Annotated in this window: 19 protein-coding genes and 1 riboswitch; of the genes, 4 read left to right on the forward strand and 15 right to left on the reverse strand. The window is 73.3% G+C overall.

From position 1 onward, the window contains the following. Nucleotides 1-59: 59 nt before the first annotated feature. From cobF to cbiE, 6 genes are read right to left on the reverse strand one after another with little or no spacing between them, the layout of a single operon-like run. A complete protein-coding gene (cobF, locus tag E2L08_RS15695) occupies nt 60-806 on the reverse strand; it encodes a precorrin-6A synthase (deacetylating) (RefSeq protein ID WP_133398044.1) in 747 nt (248 codons plus the stop codon). After that, complete coding sequence (gene cobA / locus E2L08_RS15700) at nt 803-1,552, reverse strand: uroporphyrinogen-III C-methyltransferase (protein WP_133398045.1); 750 nt, start codon at nt 1,550-1,552, stop codon at nt 803-805. The genes cobF and cobA overlap by 4 nt, the downstream gene beginning before the upstream one ends. After that, nucleotides 1,549-2,862: a cobyrinic acid a,c-diamide synthase CobB gene (locus tag E2L08_RS15705; protein ID WP_133398046.1), complete on the reverse strand. Its 1,314-nt coding sequence runs from the start codon at nt 2,860-2,862 to the stop codon at nt 1,549-1,551. Before E2L08_RS15705 ends, cobA begins: the two co-directional genes overlap by 4 nt. Then, nucleotides 2,859-3,644 (reverse strand): precorrin-4 C(11)-methyltransferase, encoded by a 786-nt coding sequence (gene cobM / locus E2L08_RS15710; RefSeq protein WP_133398047.1) that lies wholly within the window; start codon nt 3,642-3,644, stop codon nt 2,859-2,861. Before cobM ends, E2L08_RS15705 begins: the two co-directional genes overlap by 4 nt. Next, nucleotides 3,641-4,003, reverse strand: a complete 363-nt coding sequence (locus E2L08_RS15715; RefSeq protein ID WP_133398048.1) for a cobalamin biosynthesis protein — start codon at nt 4,001-4,003, stop codon at nt 3,641-3,643. The genes cobM and E2L08_RS15715 overlap by 4 nt, the downstream gene beginning before the upstream one ends. After that, a complete protein-coding gene (cbiE, locus tag E2L08_RS15720) occupies nt 4,000-5,181 on the reverse strand; it encodes a precorrin-6y C5,15-methyltransferase (decarboxylating) subunit CbiE (protein WP_133398049.1) in 1,182 nt (393 codons plus the stop codon). Before cbiE ends, E2L08_RS15715 begins: the two co-directional genes overlap by 4 nt. Between cbiE and E2L08_RS15725 the strand changes: the two genes are divergently transcribed. Further along, on the forward strand, nt 5,180-5,926 hold the full coding sequence (locus E2L08_RS15725; RefSeq protein WP_133398050.1) for a cobalt-precorrin-6A reductase: 747 nt from the start codon (nt 5,180-5,182) through the stop codon (nt 5,924-5,926). The genes cbiE and E2L08_RS15725 overlap by 2 nt on opposite strands. Here E2L08_RS15725 and cobJ read toward each other — a convergent pair. From cobJ to E2L08_RS15760, 7 genes are read right to left on the reverse strand one after another with little or no spacing between them, the layout of a single operon-like run. After that, entirely contained in the window at nt 5,902-6,639 is a 738-nt protein-coding gene (gene cobJ / locus E2L08_RS15730; protein WP_133398051.1) for a precorrin-3B C(17)-methyltransferase, read from the reverse strand. The two genes, E2L08_RS15725 and cobJ, sit on opposite strands and share 25 nt — an antisense overlap. Continuing rightward, on the reverse strand, nt 6,636-7,358 hold the full coding sequence (locus E2L08_RS15735) for a precorrin-2 C(20)-methyltransferase (protein WP_133398052.1): 723 nt from the start codon (nt 7,356-7,358) through the stop codon (nt 6,636-6,638). Before E2L08_RS15735 ends, cobJ begins: the two co-directional genes overlap by 4 nt. Further along, nucleotides 7,355-7,984, reverse strand: coding sequence for a precorrin-8X methylmutase (locus E2L08_RS15740; RefSeq protein WP_133398053.1), 630 nt, complete (start codon nt 7,982-7,984; stop codon nt 7,355-7,357). Before E2L08_RS15740 ends, E2L08_RS15735 begins: the two co-directional genes overlap by 4 nt. Then, nucleotides 7,984-9,108: a ferredoxin-like domain-containing protein gene (locus tag E2L08_RS15745; protein ID WP_240758271.1), complete on the reverse strand. Its 1,125-nt coding sequence runs from the start codon at nt 9,106-9,108 to the stop codon at nt 7,984-7,986. Before E2L08_RS15745 ends, E2L08_RS15740 begins: the two co-directional genes overlap by 1 nt. An 11-nt stretch (nt 9,109-9,119) precedes the next feature. Next, nucleotides 9,120-12,335 carry a cobaltochelatase subunit CobN gene (gene cobN / locus E2L08_RS15750; protein ID WP_133398054.1) on the reverse strand — a complete coding sequence of 1,072 codons (3,216 nt, stop codon included), beginning with the start codon at nt 12,333-12,335 and terminating at the stop codon, nt 9,120-9,122. Then, nucleotides 12,335-13,369, reverse strand: coding sequence for a cobalamin biosynthesis protein CobW (gene cobW / locus E2L08_RS15755; protein WP_133398055.1), 1,035 nt, complete (start codon nt 13,367-13,369; stop codon nt 12,335-12,337). Before cobW ends, cobN begins: the two co-directional genes overlap by 1 nt. Nucleotides 13,370-13,373: 4 nt before the next feature. Beyond that, nucleotides 13,374-13,736 (reverse strand): DUF1636 family protein, encoded by a 363-nt coding sequence (locus E2L08_RS15760; protein ID WP_133398056.1) that lies wholly within the window; start codon nt 13,734-13,736, stop codon nt 13,374-13,376. An 84-nt stretch (nt 13,737-13,820) separates the two neighbouring features. Continuing rightward, nucleotides 13,821-14,035, reverse strand: a riboswitch (cobalamin riboswitch). Between the two features lie 38 nt (nt 14,036-14,073). Between E2L08_RS15760 and cobO the strand changes: the two genes are divergently transcribed. From cobO to E2L08_RS15775, 3 genes are read left to right on the forward strand one after another with little or no spacing between them, the layout of a single operon-like run. Then, nucleotides 14,074-14,688 carry a cob(I)yrinic acid a,c-diamide adenosyltransferase gene (gene cobO / locus E2L08_RS15765; protein WP_133398057.1) on the forward strand — a complete coding sequence of 205 codons (615 nt, stop codon included), beginning with the start codon at nt 14,074-14,076 and terminating at the stop codon, nt 14,686-14,688. A gap of 2 nt (nt 14,689-14,690) precedes the next feature. Continuing rightward, nucleotides 14,691-15,281 carry an HAD family hydrolase gene (locus tag E2L08_RS17070; protein ID WP_168771180.1) on the forward strand — a complete coding sequence of 197 codons (591 nt, stop codon included), beginning with the start codon at nt 14,691-14,693 and terminating at the stop codon, nt 15,279-15,281. Between the two features lie 14 nt (nt 15,282-15,295). Continuing rightward, entirely contained in the window at nt 15,296-16,729 is a 1,434-nt protein-coding gene (locus tag E2L08_RS15775) for a cobyric acid synthase (RefSeq protein WP_133398059.1), read from the forward strand. On the opposite strand, the gene E2L08_RS15780 is transcribed toward E2L08_RS15775, so the two are convergent. Both E2L08_RS15780 and E2L08_RS15785 read right to left on the reverse strand, forming a co-directional pair. Beyond that, nucleotides 16,726-17,775 (reverse strand): dipeptidase, encoded by a 1,050-nt coding sequence (locus tag E2L08_RS15780; RefSeq protein ID WP_133398060.1) that lies wholly within the window; start codon nt 17,773-17,775, stop codon nt 16,726-16,728. The two genes, E2L08_RS15775 and E2L08_RS15780, sit on opposite strands and share 4 nt — an antisense overlap. Nucleotides 17,776-17,814: 39 nt before the next feature. Then, nucleotides 17,815-18,038 (reverse strand): adenosylcobinamide-GDP ribazoletransferase (locus E2L08_RS15785; RefSeq protein WP_206077028.1); only part of this gene is annotated, 224 nt, incomplete at its 5' end.

The following is an 18,038-nucleotide window of genomic DNA, read 5'->3' on the forward strand; positions in this document are numbered from 1 at the left end:
ACCTGAAAGGCCGAACGCGCGAAGCGGGATCCGGTGCCGCGCTGCGGCGCCGTGCCGCATCAGTCGCGGCGCATCAGGTAGATGTCCATGATCCAGCCATGGGCGGCGCGGGCCTCGGCGCGGCGGGCGACGATCTGATCGCACACGGCGGCGAGCGGCCCGGCGATGCGGATCTCCTGCGTCATCCCGGCATAGGCGCTCCACCAGATCGAGATCCCCTCGGGCGGGAGCGTGGCAAAGGCCCCGCCCTCGTCGAGCATGACGACCACGGTATCGGCGCCCTCGGGCCAGCCTTCGGCGCGCAGGCGGCGCCCGGTGGTGATCGTGACCGGGCCGCCCAGCCGGTTGAGGGGGATCGCATGGCCCGCGGTCAGGGCCTGGATGGCGGTGATGCCGGGCACGACGCGCAGGGACAGGGGCCGCTCGCGCGCCACCCGGTCGGCGATCCGCAGGGTCGAATCGTAAAGCGACGGGTCGCCCCAGACGAGGAACGCGGCCCGCCCGCCCCGTGGCAGCGCGGCGTCGAGCGTCTCGATCCAGACCTCGGCGATGCGGTCGTGCCACGCCTCGACCCGCGCGGCGTAATCGGCGATGGCCGGATCGCGGCGGGGCAGGGCAAAGCCGTGGCGCGGAACGCCCGCGGCGGCCGCGTCGCAGATCGCGTGGCGCAGCGCGGCGAGGTCGTCCTTGCCCGCGCCCTTTTCGGGGATGAGGATGGCATCGGCGCCGGCCAGCGCGTCGCGCGCCTCGGCGGTCAGGTGGCGCGGGTTGCCGGTCCCGATGCCCACGAGCCAAAGCTCGATCATCGCGCGATCAGCCCCGCGCGGGCGAGCGCGCCGTAAAGGATCAGCGTCGGTGCCGACGAGGGGGCCGCGGCCAGTTCGGTACCCAGCCGCGCCACGGTGCTCTCGGCGATGCGCTGCGCCCCGGTCGAGATGCCTTCGGCCAGCAGGGCAGGCGTGTCGGGCGGCAGGCCGCCCGCGATCAGTCGCTCGGCCAGCGCGGCGAAGGTCCGGCGCCCCATATAGACGACCGTCGTCGCCTGCGCATCGGTCAGCGCGGCCATGTTCAGCCCCTCGGGCAGGGCGCCAGTCACGTCGTGGCCCGTGACGAATTGCAGCCGCCGCGCGGTCAGACGCCGCGTCAGCGGCAGCCCGGCGGCGGCGGCGGCGGCCGAGGCGGCGGTGACGCCCGGCACGATTTCATAGGGGATTGCGGCGGCTTCGAGCGCGGCCAGCTCTTCCTCGAGCCGGCCGAAGATGCCCGCATCACCCGATTTCAGCCGCACGACATGGCCGCCGCCCCGCGCGTAATCGACCAGAAGACGGCTCACATGGTCCTGGTTGGGCGAGGGGCGTCCGGCCCGCTTGCCCACGGCGACCAGATCGGCCTCGGCCGGGGCGTGGGACAGGATCGGCCCGGCCGAGAGATCGTCGAAAAGCACCGCGTCGGCGGTCCGCAGTCTTGCGACCGCGCGCAGGGTCAACAGCTCGGGATCGCCGGGGCCGGAGGACACGAAGGTGACGCGGCCGGGCTCTGCCGCGCCGGTCATGTCGCCGCCGCGATCAGGTGAAAGAAGGTGCCCGTCGCCCGCCCCCGCCGCGATCCCGTCTCGGGCACCGCGCGGCCGGTGGCGTCGATCACATCGGCCAGCGGCGCGTCGGGCTGGTCGAGGATGGTGGAATAATGGAACTCGTGCCCGCGCAGCCGTGCGCCCGACCCGGCGCCCGGCATGGGTGCGCGCAGCGTGGCCGTGCGATAGCCCAGATGCATCCGCCGCGTCTCGTAGGAGGTCACGAGCCCGAGCAGCCCCGCCATCTCGTGCCGGGTGCCGTCCTTGTCGACCAGCCCCGCGCCCATCGCCATGTAGCCGCCGCATTCGCCGTGAACGGGGCGCGTCTCGGCAAAGCGGGCGAGGCCCGCGCGAAACGCCCTCGCGGCGGCAAGCGCGCCGGCGTGCAACTCGGGATAGCCGCCGGGCAGCCAGGCGCAATCGGCGGCCGGATCTGGCGCCTCGTCGGCCAGCGGGGAAAACGGCGCGATCTCGGCGCCCGCGTCGCGCCAGGCCTGCAACAGATGCGGATAGGCAAAGCTGAAGGCCGCGTCGCGGGCCAGCGCGATCCGCTGGCCCGGCGGCGTGACCGGCATCCGCGCGGCGGGCAGGTCGCGGGTCGGCCGGGCGGCGGCGAGGATGGCATCGAGATCGAGCTGTTCCTCGATCAGTTGGCGCATCCCGTCGATGCGCGCGGCAAGCTCGGCATGCTCGCCCGCCTGCACGAGGCCCAGGTGCCGTTCGGGCAGGGTCACGTTGGCGTTCTTGGGCAGCGTGCCGAAACAGGCGATGCCCGCCCGGTCGAGCCCGTCGCGGGCCAGCGCCTCGTGCCGGGCCGAGGCGCAGCGGTTCAGCACCACCCCCGCCAGCGTGACGTCCTCGCGGTAGCGCGCGAAGCCCAGCGCTGTCGCCCCCGCCGATTGCGCCTGTCCCGACATGTCGATGACCAGCACCACGGGCCAGCCCATCATGGCGGCGATATCGGCCGAGGCGCCCGTGCCCGCCTCGCCGCGCTGCGCCACCCCGTCGAAAAGCCCCATCGAGCCCTCGGCCACGGCGAGCCCCGCGCCATCGGCGCCAGCAACCAGCGCCGCGATCTGGCCCGCGCTCATTGCCCATGCGTCGAGATTGACCGACACCCGCCCGGCGGCGGCGGTATGAAAGGCCGGGTCGATATAGTCCGGCCCGCTCTTGAAGGGCTGGACCGCGATGCCGCGCCCGGCCAGCGCCGCCAGCAGGCCCAGCGTCACCGTGGTCTTGCCGGTGCCAGACGCGGGCGCGGCGATCATCAGTCCCGGCGGCAGGGTCATTGCGTGCCCTCGGGAAAGCGCGGATCGGCCCCGACCGGCCGAAAGCGTCGGTCGTAATCGCCCGCGTAAAGGCGGCTCTCGTCGAAATCGGCGGGGTCGAGCGCGCCGCCCACGAGGATCAGCGCCGTGCGCCCCCGCTCGCCGCCGGTCGCCTCGGCCAGCGTACCCAGCGTCGCGCGCAGGATGCGCTGATCGGGCCAGCTCGCGCGCCAGACGATGGCGGCGGGACAGTCGGCGCCGTAACGGGGCAGCAGTTCGGCGATGACCTCGTCCAGCACATGCACCGACAGGTGGATGGCCAGCGTGGCGCCGGTCGCGGCGAAAGCGTCCAGCGTCTCGCCCTCGGGCATGGCGCTCGCTCGCCCCGATGTGCGGGTCAGTACCAGCGATTGCGCGACGCCCGGCAGGGTCAGCTCGGCCTCGAGCGCGGCGGCGGCGGCGGCAAAGGCCGGCACACCCGGCGTCACGTCGAAGGGGATGCCGCGCGCCCGCAGGCGGCGGATCTGCTCGCCCATCGCGGACCACACCGACAGATCGCCCGAATGAAGCCGCGCGACATCCTGGCCTGCCGCATGGGCGCGGGCGATCTCGGCCTCGATCTCGTCGAGCGACAGGGGCGCGGTGTTCACGATGCGCGCGCCCGGCGGGCAGTGGTCCAGCACCGCCTCGGGGATGAGCGACCCGGCATAGAGGCAGACCGGGCAGGCCGCGATCAGGTCGCGCCCGCGCAACGTCAAGAGGTCCGCCGCCCCCGGCCCCGCGCCGATAAAATGAACCGTCATGCCGTGCCTCCCTCGGCGATGGCCGCCGTCGCCATGCCGTCCTTCGATACCTGTCGCGCCCCGCATAGCCGCGCGCCCGGACCCGCCGCGGCCAGCGCCGCCGCCTCGGCCAGCGATCCGCAGCCGAAATCCGCCATCTGCCGGGGGGAATGCGTCAGCGTGGACTGGCGCGCAAGGGCGTCGCGCCCGATCGCGCAGAGCGGCAGGCCCAGCGTTCGGGCCAGCGCGCGGGCCTGCGGCGCCGTCGCCTTGGTGTCGAGCGTGGCCAGCGCATCGACGCACCCCCCCGCCGCGTCGAGCGCCTCGCGCAGCGAGGCCAGCGGCGCGCCCGCCCGAAACCCGATGCCCGCGACCCTCATCGCTGCACGCTCCATTGCACGAGGGGCCGCGCACGGTCCCAGCCGCGAAACCGGCCGAGCGGCGCGGCCTCGGCCAGCTCGACCCTCAGCAGGTGACCGCCGCGCGCGGCATGGGCTTCGATGAGCAACGCCTCGGTCTCGAGCGTCACCGCGTTGGCGACCAGCCGCGTGCCCTCGGGCAGCGTGCGCCACAGCCGGTCGAGCAGCTCGGCGCTTGCCCCGCCGCCCAGGAACACCGCGTGGGGCGGGGTTGCGGGCAGGGGGGCGGACAGCTCGGCCTCGATCACCTCGATCCGGTGGGCAAGCCCGAAGCTGTCGGCGTTGCGGCGGATCGTGGCGGCGCGGTCGGCCCGACGTTCGACCGCCACGGCACGGGCCCCCGGCGCGGAAAGGGCCCACTCGACCGCGACCGACCCGTTGCCGGCGCCCAGATCCCACAGCGTCTCGCCCGCGCGGGGGGCCAGCGCCGACAGGGTCAGCGCGCGCACCGGCCGCTTGGTGATCGTGCCGTCATGGGCGAACATCGCATCGGGCAGGCCTGCGGAGTGGGGCAACCCGCCGCCCGTGGCCTCGATGGCGACGGCCACGGGCGCGGCGATCCCGGTCAAATCGAACGTTGCCGCCCGCGTCTCGCGCAGGCGTTCGCGCGGGCCGCCCAGCGCCTCGCAGACCCAAAGCCGCGCGGCGCCGTCGCCCTGCGCCACCAGCCACGCGGCAAGCGCGGCCGGCGCCTTGCCGTCGCGCAGGGTGCAGATCGCGCGCCGCCCCGGCCCCAGATGCGGTGCCAGGCGGGCGAGGGGCGCAGCGTGCAGCCCCAGGCAGGCCACGTTCTCGATCCGCCAGCCCAACCGCGCGGCCACCAGCGAAAAGGTCGAGGGCGCCGGAAAGGCCCGCCATTCGCCGGGTGCGAGCCGCGCGGCCAGCGATCCGCCCGCCCCGTGCCAGAACGGATCGCCCGAGGCGAGCACCGCGACGCGCCGCCCCCGCAGGGCCAGCACCGGCCCGAGGTCGAAAGGCACCGGCCATTCCCGCCCGCGCGGCCCCACATCGGCCAGGGCAAGGTGGCGCGGGCCGCCGAACACGGTCTCGGCCGCGGCCAGCGCATCGCGGCTTGCGGGAGACAGCCCCTTGGGGCCATCCTCGCCCAGACCGATGATGGAAAGCCACGCCTCAGCCATGACCCGCATCCTGATCCTGGGCGGCACGACCGAGGCGGGCGCGCTGGCCTGCGTGCTGGCGCAAACGGGCGCCCCGGCGGTGTTTTCCTATGCCGGGCGCACCCGCGCCCCCGCGCCGCAACCGCTGCCGACGCGCATCGGCGGCTTCGGCGGGGTCGAGGGGCTGCGTGCCTATCTGCGGGCCGAGAGGATCGGGGCGGTGGTCGACGCGACGCACCCTTTTGCCGCGGGGATGAGCACGAATGCCGTCGCCGCCTGCGCGGCCGAGCGCGTGCCGCTGGCCGCGCTCGAGCGCCCGCCATGGACGCCCGTGCCGGGCGACGACTGGCGCCGCGTCGTCGACATGGCGGGCGCGGTCGCCGCCCTCGGGGCCGCGCCGCGCCGCGTGTTCCTCGCCACGGGGCGGCAGGACCTCGCCCGGTTCAAGGGCCTGCCCCATGCGTTCCTCGTGCGGCTCGTCGATCCGCCCGAGACGCCGCTGCCGCTCGACCGCGTGACGGTCGAGATCGCGCGCGGCCCCTTCGACCGCGCCGCAGACCGCGCGCTGATGGCGCGTCACGGGATCGAGCTTGTCGTGGCGAAGAACGCCGGCGGCACGGGCGCGCGGGCCAAGCTCGATGCCGCGCACGATCTGCGGATCGGGGTGGTGATGATCGACCGGCCCGCCATTCCGCCGCGCCGCGTGCTGGGCACGGTGGGCGAGACGATGAGCTGGCTTGGTCACGTCGCCCGCCTCGGGGTGTAGAGAAACCGCCCCACCGCCCGCGTCTCGGCGGTGCCGACGATGACCAGCGTGCGCATGTCGGCCATCTCGCCCGTCGCCTCGGCCAACGGCACCGTCGTCAGGGTCTGGTCGGGGCGCGAGACGTTGCGCGCGAAACAGACCGGCACCGTGCCCGGCAACTCACCCCGCAGGATCTCGAGCGCGCGGGCGAACTGGTACGGGCGCGAGGCCGAGCGCGGGTTGTAGAACGCCATCGCGAACCCCGCCTGCGCGGCCAGCCGCAGCCGCGTCTCGATCCGCTCCCACGGCTTGAGATTGTCGCTGAGGTTGATGGCGCAGAAATCATGGCCGAGCGGCGCGCCCAGCGCCGCCGCCGCCGCCAGCATCGCCGTGATGCCCGGCAGCACCCGGATGTCGAGCGCGCGCCACGCCTCCGGCCCGGCCTCGAGCGCCTCGAACACCGCCGCGGCCATGGCGAACACCCCCGGATCCCCGCCCGAGACCACGGCCACGCGCCGCCCCTCGGCCGCAAGGCGCAGCGCGGCGGTGGCGCGGTCGAACTCCACCCGGTTGTCCGACGGGTGCAGCACGGCCCGCGTCATCTCGCCCGCCCGTGCGACATAGGGGGCATAGCCGATGACATCGGTGGCATCGCCGAGTGCCGTGCACACCTCGGGCGTCACCAGCGCGTCGCTGCCGGGGCCGAGCCCCGCCACCGCCAGCCAGCCGCTCATGGGCGGCGGCCCTCGCCATGCAGGATGGCGATCGAGAAATAGGGCGCGGGACCGGTGAAATCGGCAAGCCGCTGCACCGTCTGGCCCGGCATCGTGCCGCGCTCGACCAGCCACGCGTCCTCCAGCCGCCCGGCCATCTCGAGCGCGCGGCGCAGCTTGGGCAGGTTGCGCCCGATCTTCATCACCACCGCCGCGTCGGTCCGGGCCAGCGCGCGGGCCAGCGCGTCCTCGTCCATCGTGGCCATCAGCACCGTGAGCACGTCGTCGCCCCATGTGATCGGGCGCCCGGTCGCGGTCCAGCAGCCCGACATGCCGGTGATGCCCGGCACGATCTCGACCGGGCAACGCCCTTTGAGGCGCTCATGCAGATGCATGAACGAGCCGTAGAAGAACGGATCGCCCTCGCACAGCACCACCACCTCGGCCCCGCCGCCCGCCAGCGCACAGAGCCGGTCGGCCCAGTCGTCGTAAAAGGCGGCGAGCAGGCGGTTGTACTCGGGATCCTCCACCGCGATCTCGGTCGTGACCGGATATTCCATCGCATGCTCGACCGCGCCCGGCGCCAGCATACCCTCGACGATGGTCCGCGCCTGTCCCGCGCGGCCCTTCTTGCGGAAATAGGCGACATGACGCGCGCCGCGCACCAGCCGGTCGGTGCGCACGCTCATGAGATCCGGGTCGCCCGGCCCGAGCCCCGCGCAGATCACGCGGCCGGTCATTCCGCGCGGCTCGCCAGCGCGTTGACGGCGGCGACGGTCATGGCCGAGCCGCCGAGCCGCCCCTCGACGATCAGCCAGGGCGCGGGTGCGTCGGCGGCCAGCGCGGCCTTGGATTCGGCCGCGCCCACGAACCCCACGGGGCAGCCGATGATCGCGGCGGGGCGCGGGCAGGCGGGATCCTCGAGCATGTCGAGCAGGTGGAACAGCGCCGTCGGTGCGTTGCCGATGGCCACCACCGCCCCGGCAAGATGCGGGCGCCACAGCTCGAGCGCGACGGCCGAGCGCGTGTTGCCGGCAGCCGCCGCCATCTCGGGCACCTCGGGTGCGTTGAGCGTGCACAGCACCGCGTTCCCGGCGGGCAGGCGCTTGCGCGTGATCCCCTCGGAAACCATGCGCGCATCGCACAGGATCGGCGCCCCGCCGGCCAGGGCCGCGCGCGCGGCGCGCGCCATGCCGGGCGCAAAGCGGACGTGACGCTCGAGCCCCACCATGCCGGCGGCATGGATCATGCGCACGACGACCGGTTCCTCGTCGGGGTCGAACCGGGCCAGGTCGGCCTCGGCGCGGATGGTGGCAAAGCTCTCGGCATAGATCGCCGCGCCGTCTTTTTCGTAAGCATGGGGCATCAGAGGGCCAATCCGTCGATCTCGGCCGGGGTCAGGCCCCGCCGCTCGGGCATGTCGCGAGCCCGCCCGCCGCGCACAAGGTCGAACCGTCCCCCGCCGCAGGCGGTCAATACCGTGTCGGCGGCACCGGGATGCGCGCAGCCCTTGGTGCAGCCCGAGACATGCAGATGCCGCCCCGGCGCGAGGCGAGGGGCGAGCCGCGCGGCCAGGTCCCGCGTGGCGCCGCGCGCCTGCGGGCATCCCGGCGCGCCGGTGCAGGCATCGACCCGCAAGAGCGGATCGCCCGGCCGCAGCGCCGCCGAGATGCCGGAGAGGCGCGCGGGGTCCTCGACCAGCACCATGCGCCAAGGCGTCAGACGCAGCGCGCCGAGCCGGGCGAAATCCGCCGCCGCCACCTGGCCAAAGGCAAAGCCCGCGAGCCGCGCATCGTCGGGCGGCGCGGACCCGGCGCGCAAGGCCGCTGCCGCGCCGAACCGCGCGGGCGGCTCGGCCCCGTGCGAAAGATGGGCGGCCATGCGCCCCCGCCCGCCGGTGATGCCGCCCGAGGCCGCGAACCACCGGGCCAGCGCGACCGCTGCCTCTGCCGCGTCTTCCTCTGTCACGGCCGCGCCGGTATCCGAACCGTCGCCGCGCACCAGCAGCCCCTCGGCGCCGCGCTCGATGCGGATATCGGCAGCCGCGCCGCGCAGCACCGGTACCGCGCCGCAATCCACGGCGAAGCCGAATTTCGAGGGCAGCGACAGCTCCGCGGCCGCGACCAGCGCCCGGCTCAGCAGATCCGCCACCCGGTCGACCTGCGCGTCGCCGAAGGGCGCCACCATCAGCGTCCGGCGCGCCTCGGCGCCCGCGTCGCGGTCGAGCAGGCCCAGCGCGCCGAGCCCGTCGAGAACCGCGCGGTGATCGCGCACCCCCCGGATCTGGAGATTGGCCCGTGCGGTCAGGTCGAGCAGCCCGTTCCCCAGCTCGGCCGCAAGCCGCGCCACGCCCGCGACCTGATGCGCCTCCATCCGGCCGCCCCATGGCTTGACCCGCACCACGAGCCCGTCGCCCGATTCCATCGGCCGGTGCGCGCCGGGGCACCAGCCCTTGACCTCGGGGGTGTCTTCTCTTTGAAAAATACCCAAATCCCGCCCCCTCAACCCGCCATTCCGGCGGCGATCAAATTGCGCCGCGTCGTCCAGAGCCCGGCCTCGGCCAGCGCGCGGAACGTGCCGCGCATCGCCTCGAGCGCGGCGGCATTGTCGCGCTCCATGAAATCGACGACCTCGGCGCGGCCCAGCGTCGCCTCCCAATAGGCGTCGAAGAGATGCGCGGGCACCGCTTCGGCCAGGTGCGCGAAGGCCGCGAGGTGGTCGAGCGTCGCCGCGATCTCGGCCGCGCCGCGAAAGCCGTGGCGCATCATCCCGTCGGCCCAGCCCGGATCGGCGGCGCGGGCGCGGACGGTGCGCGCGATCTCTTCGGTGAGGTTGCGCGCGCGCGGCGCGCCCATCCGCGTCGCGTCCATGTGGTAGAGTGCGGGCGCCTTGCCCAGCCGGGCCGCGGCGGCGGCGAATCCCGCCTCGTGCGCGGCATAATCCTGCGCCATCAGCAGATCGGTCTCGGGCAAATCCTGCAAATGCACGAAGCTGTCGGCCCCCGCGACCCGCGCCTCGAGCCCCGCGCGATCCTCGCGCGCCTCGCCATCCGCACCGATGGCCCAGGACGACGCGGCCAGCCACGCCTCGCCCGCGGCGTCCCGCGCGGATTGCGTGAAATCGTCCATGTGACGGCCCATATCCAGACCGTAGAGGCCCGGTTTCGGCCCGAAGACCCGCGCCGCGCGGGCGATATAGGGGTTGTCGGCGGCGTCCTCGTCGCGGGCGGCCAGCGCGTCGGCCGCGGCCTCGAACATCTGGGCGAGGCCGGGGAACACGTCGCGGAACAGCCCCGAGACGCGCAGCGTCACGTCGATGCGCTGCCGCCCGAGCGTGGCCAGCGGCAGCACCTCGAAGCCCGAGACCCGTTCCGACCCGTCGTCCCAGCGCGGCGCGAGCCCGGCGAGATGCAGCGCCATCGCGAACTCCTCGCCGGCGGTGCGCATCGTGGCCGATCCCCAGAGATCGACGACCAGCCCGCGCGGCCAGTCGCCCTGTTCCTGCAGGTGGTGGCGCAACAGCTCTTCGGCGAGCTTGACGCCCTGCGCATGGGCCGCGCGCGAGGGCACGGCGCGCGGGTCGGTGGTGAACAGGTTGCGCCCCGTGGGCAGAACGTCGCCGCGCCCGCGAAAGGGCGAGCCCGACGGGCCGGGCGCCACCGCGCGGCCAGCCAGCGCGCGCGTCAGGGCCGCGCGCTCTTCGGCGCCGCACTGGCCCTCACCCCAGACATGCAGCCCGTCGCCATACTGGCTTTCCTTGATGTCGCAGACGAAACGGTCGATGCGCAGGATCGCGTCGGCAGGGCAGGTGTCGTCGGTGAGCCCGAGGTCGGTCTCGACCCCCGTGCCGCGCGCCTCGTCACGGATATCGGCCACCAGCCGGTCGCGCCGCGCGGGGTCGAGCCCGTCGGCGGTGGAATACTCGTCCAGAAGCTGCTCGAGCCGCCCGAGCCCCTCGGCCAGGGTCGTCTCGCGCAGGGGTGGCGGCAGATGGCCCAGCGTGACCGCGCCGATGCGCCGCTTGGCCTGTGCCGCCTCGCCCGGATCGTTCACGATAAAGGGATAGATCACCGGCAGATCGCCGGTCAGCGCCTCGGGCCAGCATTCCTCCGACAGCGCGACGGATTTGCCCGGCAGCCATTCCAGCGTGCCATGCGCGCCGACATGGACCAGCGCCTCGGCCTGCTCCCGCAGCCAGAGGTAGAAGGCGACGTAGGCGTGGCGCGGGGTGCGGGCGAGGTCGTGATACTCGTCCCCGCGCCGGGCGACATCGCCCCGCTCGGGCTGGAGCGCGACGAGAGCCTGACCGCGCCGCAACGCGCGGAACCGAAAGGCCGCGCCATCGCAATCGGGATCGGCCTCGGGCGCGCCCCACGCGGCGGAAAGATCGTCGCGCAGCTTTTGCGGCAGCCGCTCCAGCGCCGCGCAATAGGCCGTCAGCGGCCAGTCGAGCCCCCCGGCCAGCAGCGCATCGCCCAGCCGCTCCACGGGCGGCTCGCCCAGCGTGTCCAGCACCGCGTTGCCGGAGGCCAGCGCGTCCAGCCCGACCGCATGGGCCGCCTGCCAGTCGCGCCCCGGATAGGTCGACAGGACAATGGCCACACGCGGCGCGGCGCAGCCTGCCAGCCGGTGCCATGCCGAGACACGGTCGGCGACGGCGGCGATGCGCCCGGCATCCGCGCGATGGGCAAAGCGGGAATATTGCAGGTCGGGATCGCGGCGGCCGGGCTGCTTGAAGCTGGCCACGCCCGCGAAAAGCCGCCCGTCGACCTCGGGCAGAACGACATGCATGGCGAGGTCCGAGGGCGACAGCCCCCGCTCGGCGCGGGCCCAGTCGCGACGCCGGGCCGTCGAGAGCGCGACCTGGAACACCGGGCACCCGGCCGCGTCGAGCGGCGAAGGCGCGCCATCCGCGCCGCGCGCCGAAAAGGCGGTCGCGTTCACGATGGCCGCGGGGGCGAGCCGTGCGATCTCGGCCGCCATCCAATCCGCCGAGGCAGGATCCTTGAGCGAGGGCGCGAAAAGCCCCGCGGCGGCAAAGCCCCGCGCCTCGAGCGCCTCGACGATCGCGGCGATGGGGGCGGTATCGGCCGCCGTCAGGTACGAGCGGTAGAACGTGACCAGCACCAGCGGTCGCCCGTCCGGCTCGGGCGCGGCGACAACGCCCGCGCCCGGCCGCCAGTAGCCGCGCGGCGGCACCGTCTTGGCGCCCGCGACCGGCCCGGCATAGAGCCCCGCGGCCAGCGCGAGCTGCGCCAGCGCAGCCTGCGCCGCAACCGCTCCGCCCTGGTCGCAAAGATGTTGCAGCCGACGCAACGTCGAGACGGGCAGGGTCGACAATTCGTCGAGCCGCGCATCCTCGCGCCCGTCGGCGGGCAGCACGGCCAGCGCGATGCCCTGCCGCCGCGCCATGTCCTGAAGCGTGGCGAGACCGTAGGGCCAATAGCTCTCGCCGCCGATCAACCGCACGAGAATGCCCCGCGCGCCCGGCAGCGTCCGCTCGGCATAGGCGTCGACCGACAGCGGATGCTTGAGCGCGATCAGGTTGCACAGCCGCGTTCCGGGCAGCGTGCCGCCCGCGCGATGCCAGCCTTCCGCGAAGGCGCCCAGATCCGAATCCGAAAAGGACAGCACCACCAGTTCGGCCGGGTCCTGACCCGGATCGTAGGGCGTGTCGGTCTCGTCCAGACCGTGGCTTTCGCGAAAGACGACGTGCATCAGACCCCCAGGACCTCGCGGATGGCGGGCTCGTCGATATGGTCGTGTTCGGCGATGACGACGAGGCGGGACCGGCGCGGCCGCTCGCCCCAGGGCTGGTCGTACTGCGCGCGCAGCCGCCGCCCGACCGCCTGCACGAGGTAGCGCATCGGCTTGCCCTCGATGGCGACATGGCCCTTGACCCGCAGCACGTCCTGTTCGTCGGCCAGCCGGATCACCGCGGCCTTGAGCGCCTCGGGGTTGGCGACCTCGCCCAGCTCGATCACGACGGAGGCGAAATCGTCATGCTCGTGATCGTCATGCCCGTCATGGTGGCTGGGCCGCGCATCGAGGTCGTCCTCGGCCGCGGCGCCGAGCCCGAGGATCACGCGCGGGTCGATGGTGCCGTCGGTCATCGGCAGGACGGGCAGGGGGCGGGGGGTCTCGGCCTCGACGATGGCGCGGGCGCGCGCCACCCCGTCCTCGCCGGCCAGATCGGCCTTGGACAGCAGCACGATATCGGCGCAGGCTATCTGGTCCTCGAACACCTCGGCCAGCGGCGTCTCGTGGTCGAGGCTGTCATCGGCGCGGCGCTGGGCGTCGACGGCCTCTTCGTCGGGGGCGAAACGCCCGGCCGCCACCGCCTCGGCATCGGCCAGCGCGATCACGCCGTCGACGGTGATGCGCGACCGGATCGCGGGCCAGTCGAACGCCTTGAGCAGCGGCTTGGGCAGGGCGAGGCCGCTGGTCTCGATCAGGATGTGGTCGGGCTTGACCGGCATCGCCAGCAGCCGCTCGATCGTGGGGATGAAATCGTCGGCGACGGTGCAGCAGATGCAACCATTCGCCAGTTCCATGATGTTCTCGGCGGGGCAATTCTCGTCGGCGCAGCCTTGCAGGATATCGCCGTCGACGCCGGCGGTGCCGAACTCGTTGACGAGCACGGCGAGCTTCTTGCCCTGCGGGTTGCGCAGCAGGTGCGAGATGAGCGTCGTCTTGCCCGATCCGAGAAAGCCGGTGATAACGGTGACGGGGGTTTTTTCGAGATTGGCCAAGGGGTCACTCCTGCGGCGGGATGCGGGCGATGGATTGCTTGCGAAAGATGGTCGGGCGGTCGCGCCACGGCACGATACCGTCGCGCGTCGCGGCATAGGCCGCGGCCCCGCGCAGGATCTCGGGGATGTCGGTTTCGGGGTCGAGGTCGCCGTAGACATAGCTCCAGCGGCCCGGCCCCCCGGTCAGGGTCAGCGAACAGCCGCGCGAGCAGGCCGAAAGGCATTCGACCGCCCTGAGCCGCACGCCCTCGGGCAGGCCCGCCCGCGCGATCCCGTCATGAAGCCGGGCACCGGGGCGCGGCGCGTCGGGAAGGTCGGGCAGTCCGGCGCGGCAGGTCGTGCAGACGGTGAGCGTGATCTCGGCCATGTATCCTCCGCAAGGGCGTGCGGGGCATACGGGGAAAGGCGGCACGCGCCGCCGGTCCTCGCAGCGGCACACCCCGTCCGCCCGATCAGTTCCTCGCGGCTGGCAGGTCTCCCGGCTTGCGGGTTCCGGAGCGTCGCTCCTGCGGGCGCCCTGCCTTCCCGGCCTGTGGGGCCAGTGGCACGGGGCGACCTTCCCGGTCACGGTCGCGGGGGCGGCTGCGCTTGGGGGGCGGCGTTCCGCCCCTTGTCGCATTCCCTCTTCGCCTGTCATAGACAGGCACCAGCGCGGCCGTCACCTGACGCGCCGCGGCCCCCGATGTCAAGCACGAGCCCCGCACATGACTGAGACCGACGACGCCGCCCGCCACGCCGCCAAGATGGCCCGGATCAAGGCGGCGCGCGACCGCATGATGGAGGGCAAGACCGACCGAAAGGGGCTGGTCATCGTCCATGACGGCAAGGGCAAGGGCAAGTCGTCCTCGGGCTTCGGGATGATCCTGCGCTGCATCGCGCACGGGATGCCCTGCGCCGTGGTGCAGTTCATCAAGGGCGCCTGGGACACCGGCGAGCGGCGGATCCTGACCGAGCATTTCGGCGATCTGTGCCAGTTCCACGCCATGGGCGAGGGGTTCACCTGGGAGACGCAGGACCGCGCCCGCGACATCGCCATGGCCGAGGCCGGCTGGGAAAAGGCCAGGGAGCTGATCCGCGACCCCGAGATCCGCATGGTGCTGCTCGACGAGATCAACATCGCGCTGCGCTACGATTATCTCGACGTGGACGAGGTGGTGCGGTTCCTGCTCGAGGAAAAGCCCGAGATGACCCATGTCGTGCTGACGGGGCGCAACGCCAAGCCCGAGCTGATCGAGCTGGCCGACCTCGTGACCGAGATGACCATGGTCAAGCATCCGTTCCGCGACGGCATCAAGGCGCAAAAGGGCGTGGAGTTCTGAGCTTGCCGGGCATCGCGCTCACCGTCTGGGACTATGACGGCGTGCTCAACCGCGAGCCGGACGGGCCGTTCCCGTGGGTCGCGACGCTGGAGCGCGATCTCGGCATCCGCCCCGAGGCGTTCCGCCGGTTCCTCAACGATGCCGGGCGCAAATGGCGCATCCTGCGCGGCGAAGAGGACCTGCTGGCCGCGCTGAACGGCTGGCTCGGGGATGGTCCGGTGACGGGGCGCGCGTTCCTCGACCACTGGTTGCGGGCCGACGACCGCCCCGATCCCGAGACCTTCGCGCTGCTTTCCGCCCAACCGCACCGCGCGGTGATCGGGACCAACAACGAGGCGCATCGCGCCCGCGCCATCGAGGCGCGCGCCGCCGGCGCCGTCGAGGCGGTGTTCGCCAGCGGCCCGATGGGCGTGGCCAAGCCCGATCCGGGGTTCTTCCGCGCCATCGAGGACTGGGCCGGGCTCGCGCCCTCGCGGATCCTGCTGATCGACGATTCGCCCCCGAATTGCCGCGCCGCGGCCGAGCGGGGCTGGCAGACCTTCCGCTTCGGCCCCGAGACGCGCCACCGCCTCGCCGGGGTGCTGGGGCTGTGAGCGGCCGGGCGCTGATGATCCAGGGGGCGGGCTCGAACGTGGGCAAGTCGCTGCTGGTCGCAGGGCTGTGCCGCGCGGCGCGGCGGCGCGGCCTGTCGGTGGCGCCGTTCAAGCCGCAGAACATGTCCAACAACGCCGCCGTCACCGCCGATGGCGGCGAGATCGGGCGCGCGCAGGCGTTGCAGGCGCAGGCCTGCGGGCTCGATCCCGTGACCGACATGAACCCCGTCCTGCTCAAGCCCGAGACCGATACCGGCGCGCAGATCGTCGTGCAGGGGCGGCGCTGGGCCAGCGCGCGGGCGCGCGACTACGCCGCGCTCAAGCCGCGGCTGATGGCGCCCGTGCTCGAGAGTTTCGCACGCCTGCGCGCGGCGCACGACCTCGTCGTGGTCGAGGGCGCGGGCAGCCCGGCCGAGGTGAACCTGCGCGCGGGCGACATCGCCAACATGGGGTTCGCGCGGGCGGCCGACGTGCCGGTGATCCTTGCGGGCGATATCGACCGCGGGGGGGTCATCGCGCAGATGGTCGGCACGCAGGCGGTGCTCGACCCGGCGGATGCGGCGATGGTGGCGGGGTTCGTCATCAACAAGTTCCGGGGCGACGTGTCGCTCTTCGACGATGGCTATGCGATGATCGCGAACCGGACCGGCTGGCCGGGCTTCGGCGTGCTGCCGTTCTTTCCCGACGCGAGCCTCTTGCCCGCCGAGGATGCGCTCGACCTGCCGGATCGCGGCTCAGGGCAGGGGGTCAGGATCGCCTGCCTCGCCCTGTCGCGCATCGCCAATTTCGACGATCTCGACCCGCTGGCGCAGGCGCCGGGGGTCGACCTGGTGATGATCCGGCGCGGCCGACCCCTGCCGGGCGACGCGGCCCTGGTCATCGTGCCCGGTACCAAGTCGACGCGGGGCGACCTGGCCTTTCTGCGGGCGCAGGGCTGGGATGTGGACCTCGCCGCCCATGTCCGTCGCGGCGGCGCGGTGCTGGGGATCTGCGGCGGCTACCAGATGCTCGGGCGCATGGTCGCGGACCCCGACGGCATCGAGGGCCCGGCGGGCGAGACGCCGGGGCTGGGTCTGCTCGACGTGACGACGCGGATGGGGCCCGAGAAACGGACCGTGCGCGTGGCCGGCGCCCATGCCGCCACCGGCGCCCCGATCTCGGGCTACGAGATCCATATCGGCACGACCGACGGCCCCGACCGCGCCCGGCCCTTTGCCCGGATCGGCGGCGCGGACGAAGGCGCGGTATCGCCCGCCGGGCGGATCATGGGCAGCTATGTGCACGGCATGTTCGGCGATGACGGGTTCCGCGCGGCCTTCCTTGCGGGGTTGGGCGTCGCGCCGGGGGGCGAGAGCTATGGCGCCGCGGTCGAGCGGGTGCTCGACGCGCTGGCCGCCCATATGGAGGCGCATCTCGATCTCGACGCGATGCTGGGCGTCGGGCGCTAGTCCCAGCTTTTCGCGAGCACGCGCAGCCAGTTCCCGTGGCAGATCTTTGCCATGGTCTCGGGGCCGATGCCGTGATCTGTCATGGCGCGGCGCAGCGCGGGCAGGTCGGCCACGCTGGTGAGTGCCTTGGGCACGAGCGCGCCGTCGTAATCCGACCCGATCCCGACCCGGTCCTCGCCCAGCCGGTCAAGCAGGTGGTCGAGGTGGCGCAGCACGATATCGAGCCCGGTATCCGAGCGCATCCGCCCGTCCGGCCTGAGGAACGCGCAGGCGAAATTGAGCCCCACGATGCCGTCGCTTTCGGCGATGGCGTCGAGCTGCGCATCGGTGAGGTTGCGCGCATGCGGGCTGATCGCGTGGGCGTTGGAATGGGTGGCGACGAGCGGGCGGCGCGACAGGCGGGCCACGTCCCGGAACCCCGCCTCGTTGAGATGGCTGAGGTCGAGCATGATCCCCATCTCGTCGCAGGCCGCGACCAGCCGCTTGCCCGCATCGGTCAGCCCCGGCCCCGTGTCCCCGGTCGAGGGAAAGCGGAAGGGCACGCCATGGCCAAAGATCGTCTCGCGGCTCCAGACCGGCCCGAGCGAGCGCAACCCCCGATCGTGAAGCCCCTGCAACTCGGCCAGGTCGGGGCCGATGGCCTCGGCGCCCTCGATATGCAGGATCGCGGCCAGTCGCTCGCTCCCCAGCGTCTCGCGCAGCATGGCGGTGTCGGTGCAGATGCGCAGGTGCCCCGCCTGCTGAAGCGCCTCGAGAATGGCGATCTCTTCGGCGACGATGGCGCTTGCCTCGCCATGGCCGAGCGGTGGCGGCAACGGCATGTCATAGCTGTCGCCCTGCATCCGGGCCATGCGCGCCGAGGCGTCCATGGGCGAGGGCGCCCAGACGGCAAAGAACCCGCCGCCGAAGCCGCCTGCGCGGGCGCGCGCAAGGTCGATGGCGCCCGCATCCGAACGGGCGAAATCCGCCGTCGCGGATAGGCCGCCGCGTTGCAGCAGCCGCGTCAGCAGGTCGTTATGGCCGTCAAGGATGAGGGGTTCGCGCATGAGGCATGGGTGACGCAGGCGGCGCGCGGCCGCAAGGGCTTAGGCCGCCGCGAGCGTCACGAGGATCGCGATTTCGCCCAGCTGCTGCGCGGCGCCGAGCACGTCGCCTGTCTGCCCGCCGATCTGGCGCCGCGCCACGAGGGCCAGCGCCGCGACCGCGACGGCCCCGGCCAGCAACGCCGCGATCCCCGGACCGCCCAGCGCAAGCAGCGCCGCCGCGCCCAGTGCCGCCGACAGGGCGGCGCGGCCCCGCCCGACCGCCG

The sequence above is a fragment of the Palleronia sediminis genome, from assembly GCF_004358695.1.
Taxonomy (GTDB): Bacteria; Pseudomonadota; Alphaproteobacteria; order Rhodobacterales; family Rhodobacteraceae; genus Palleronia; species Palleronia sediminis.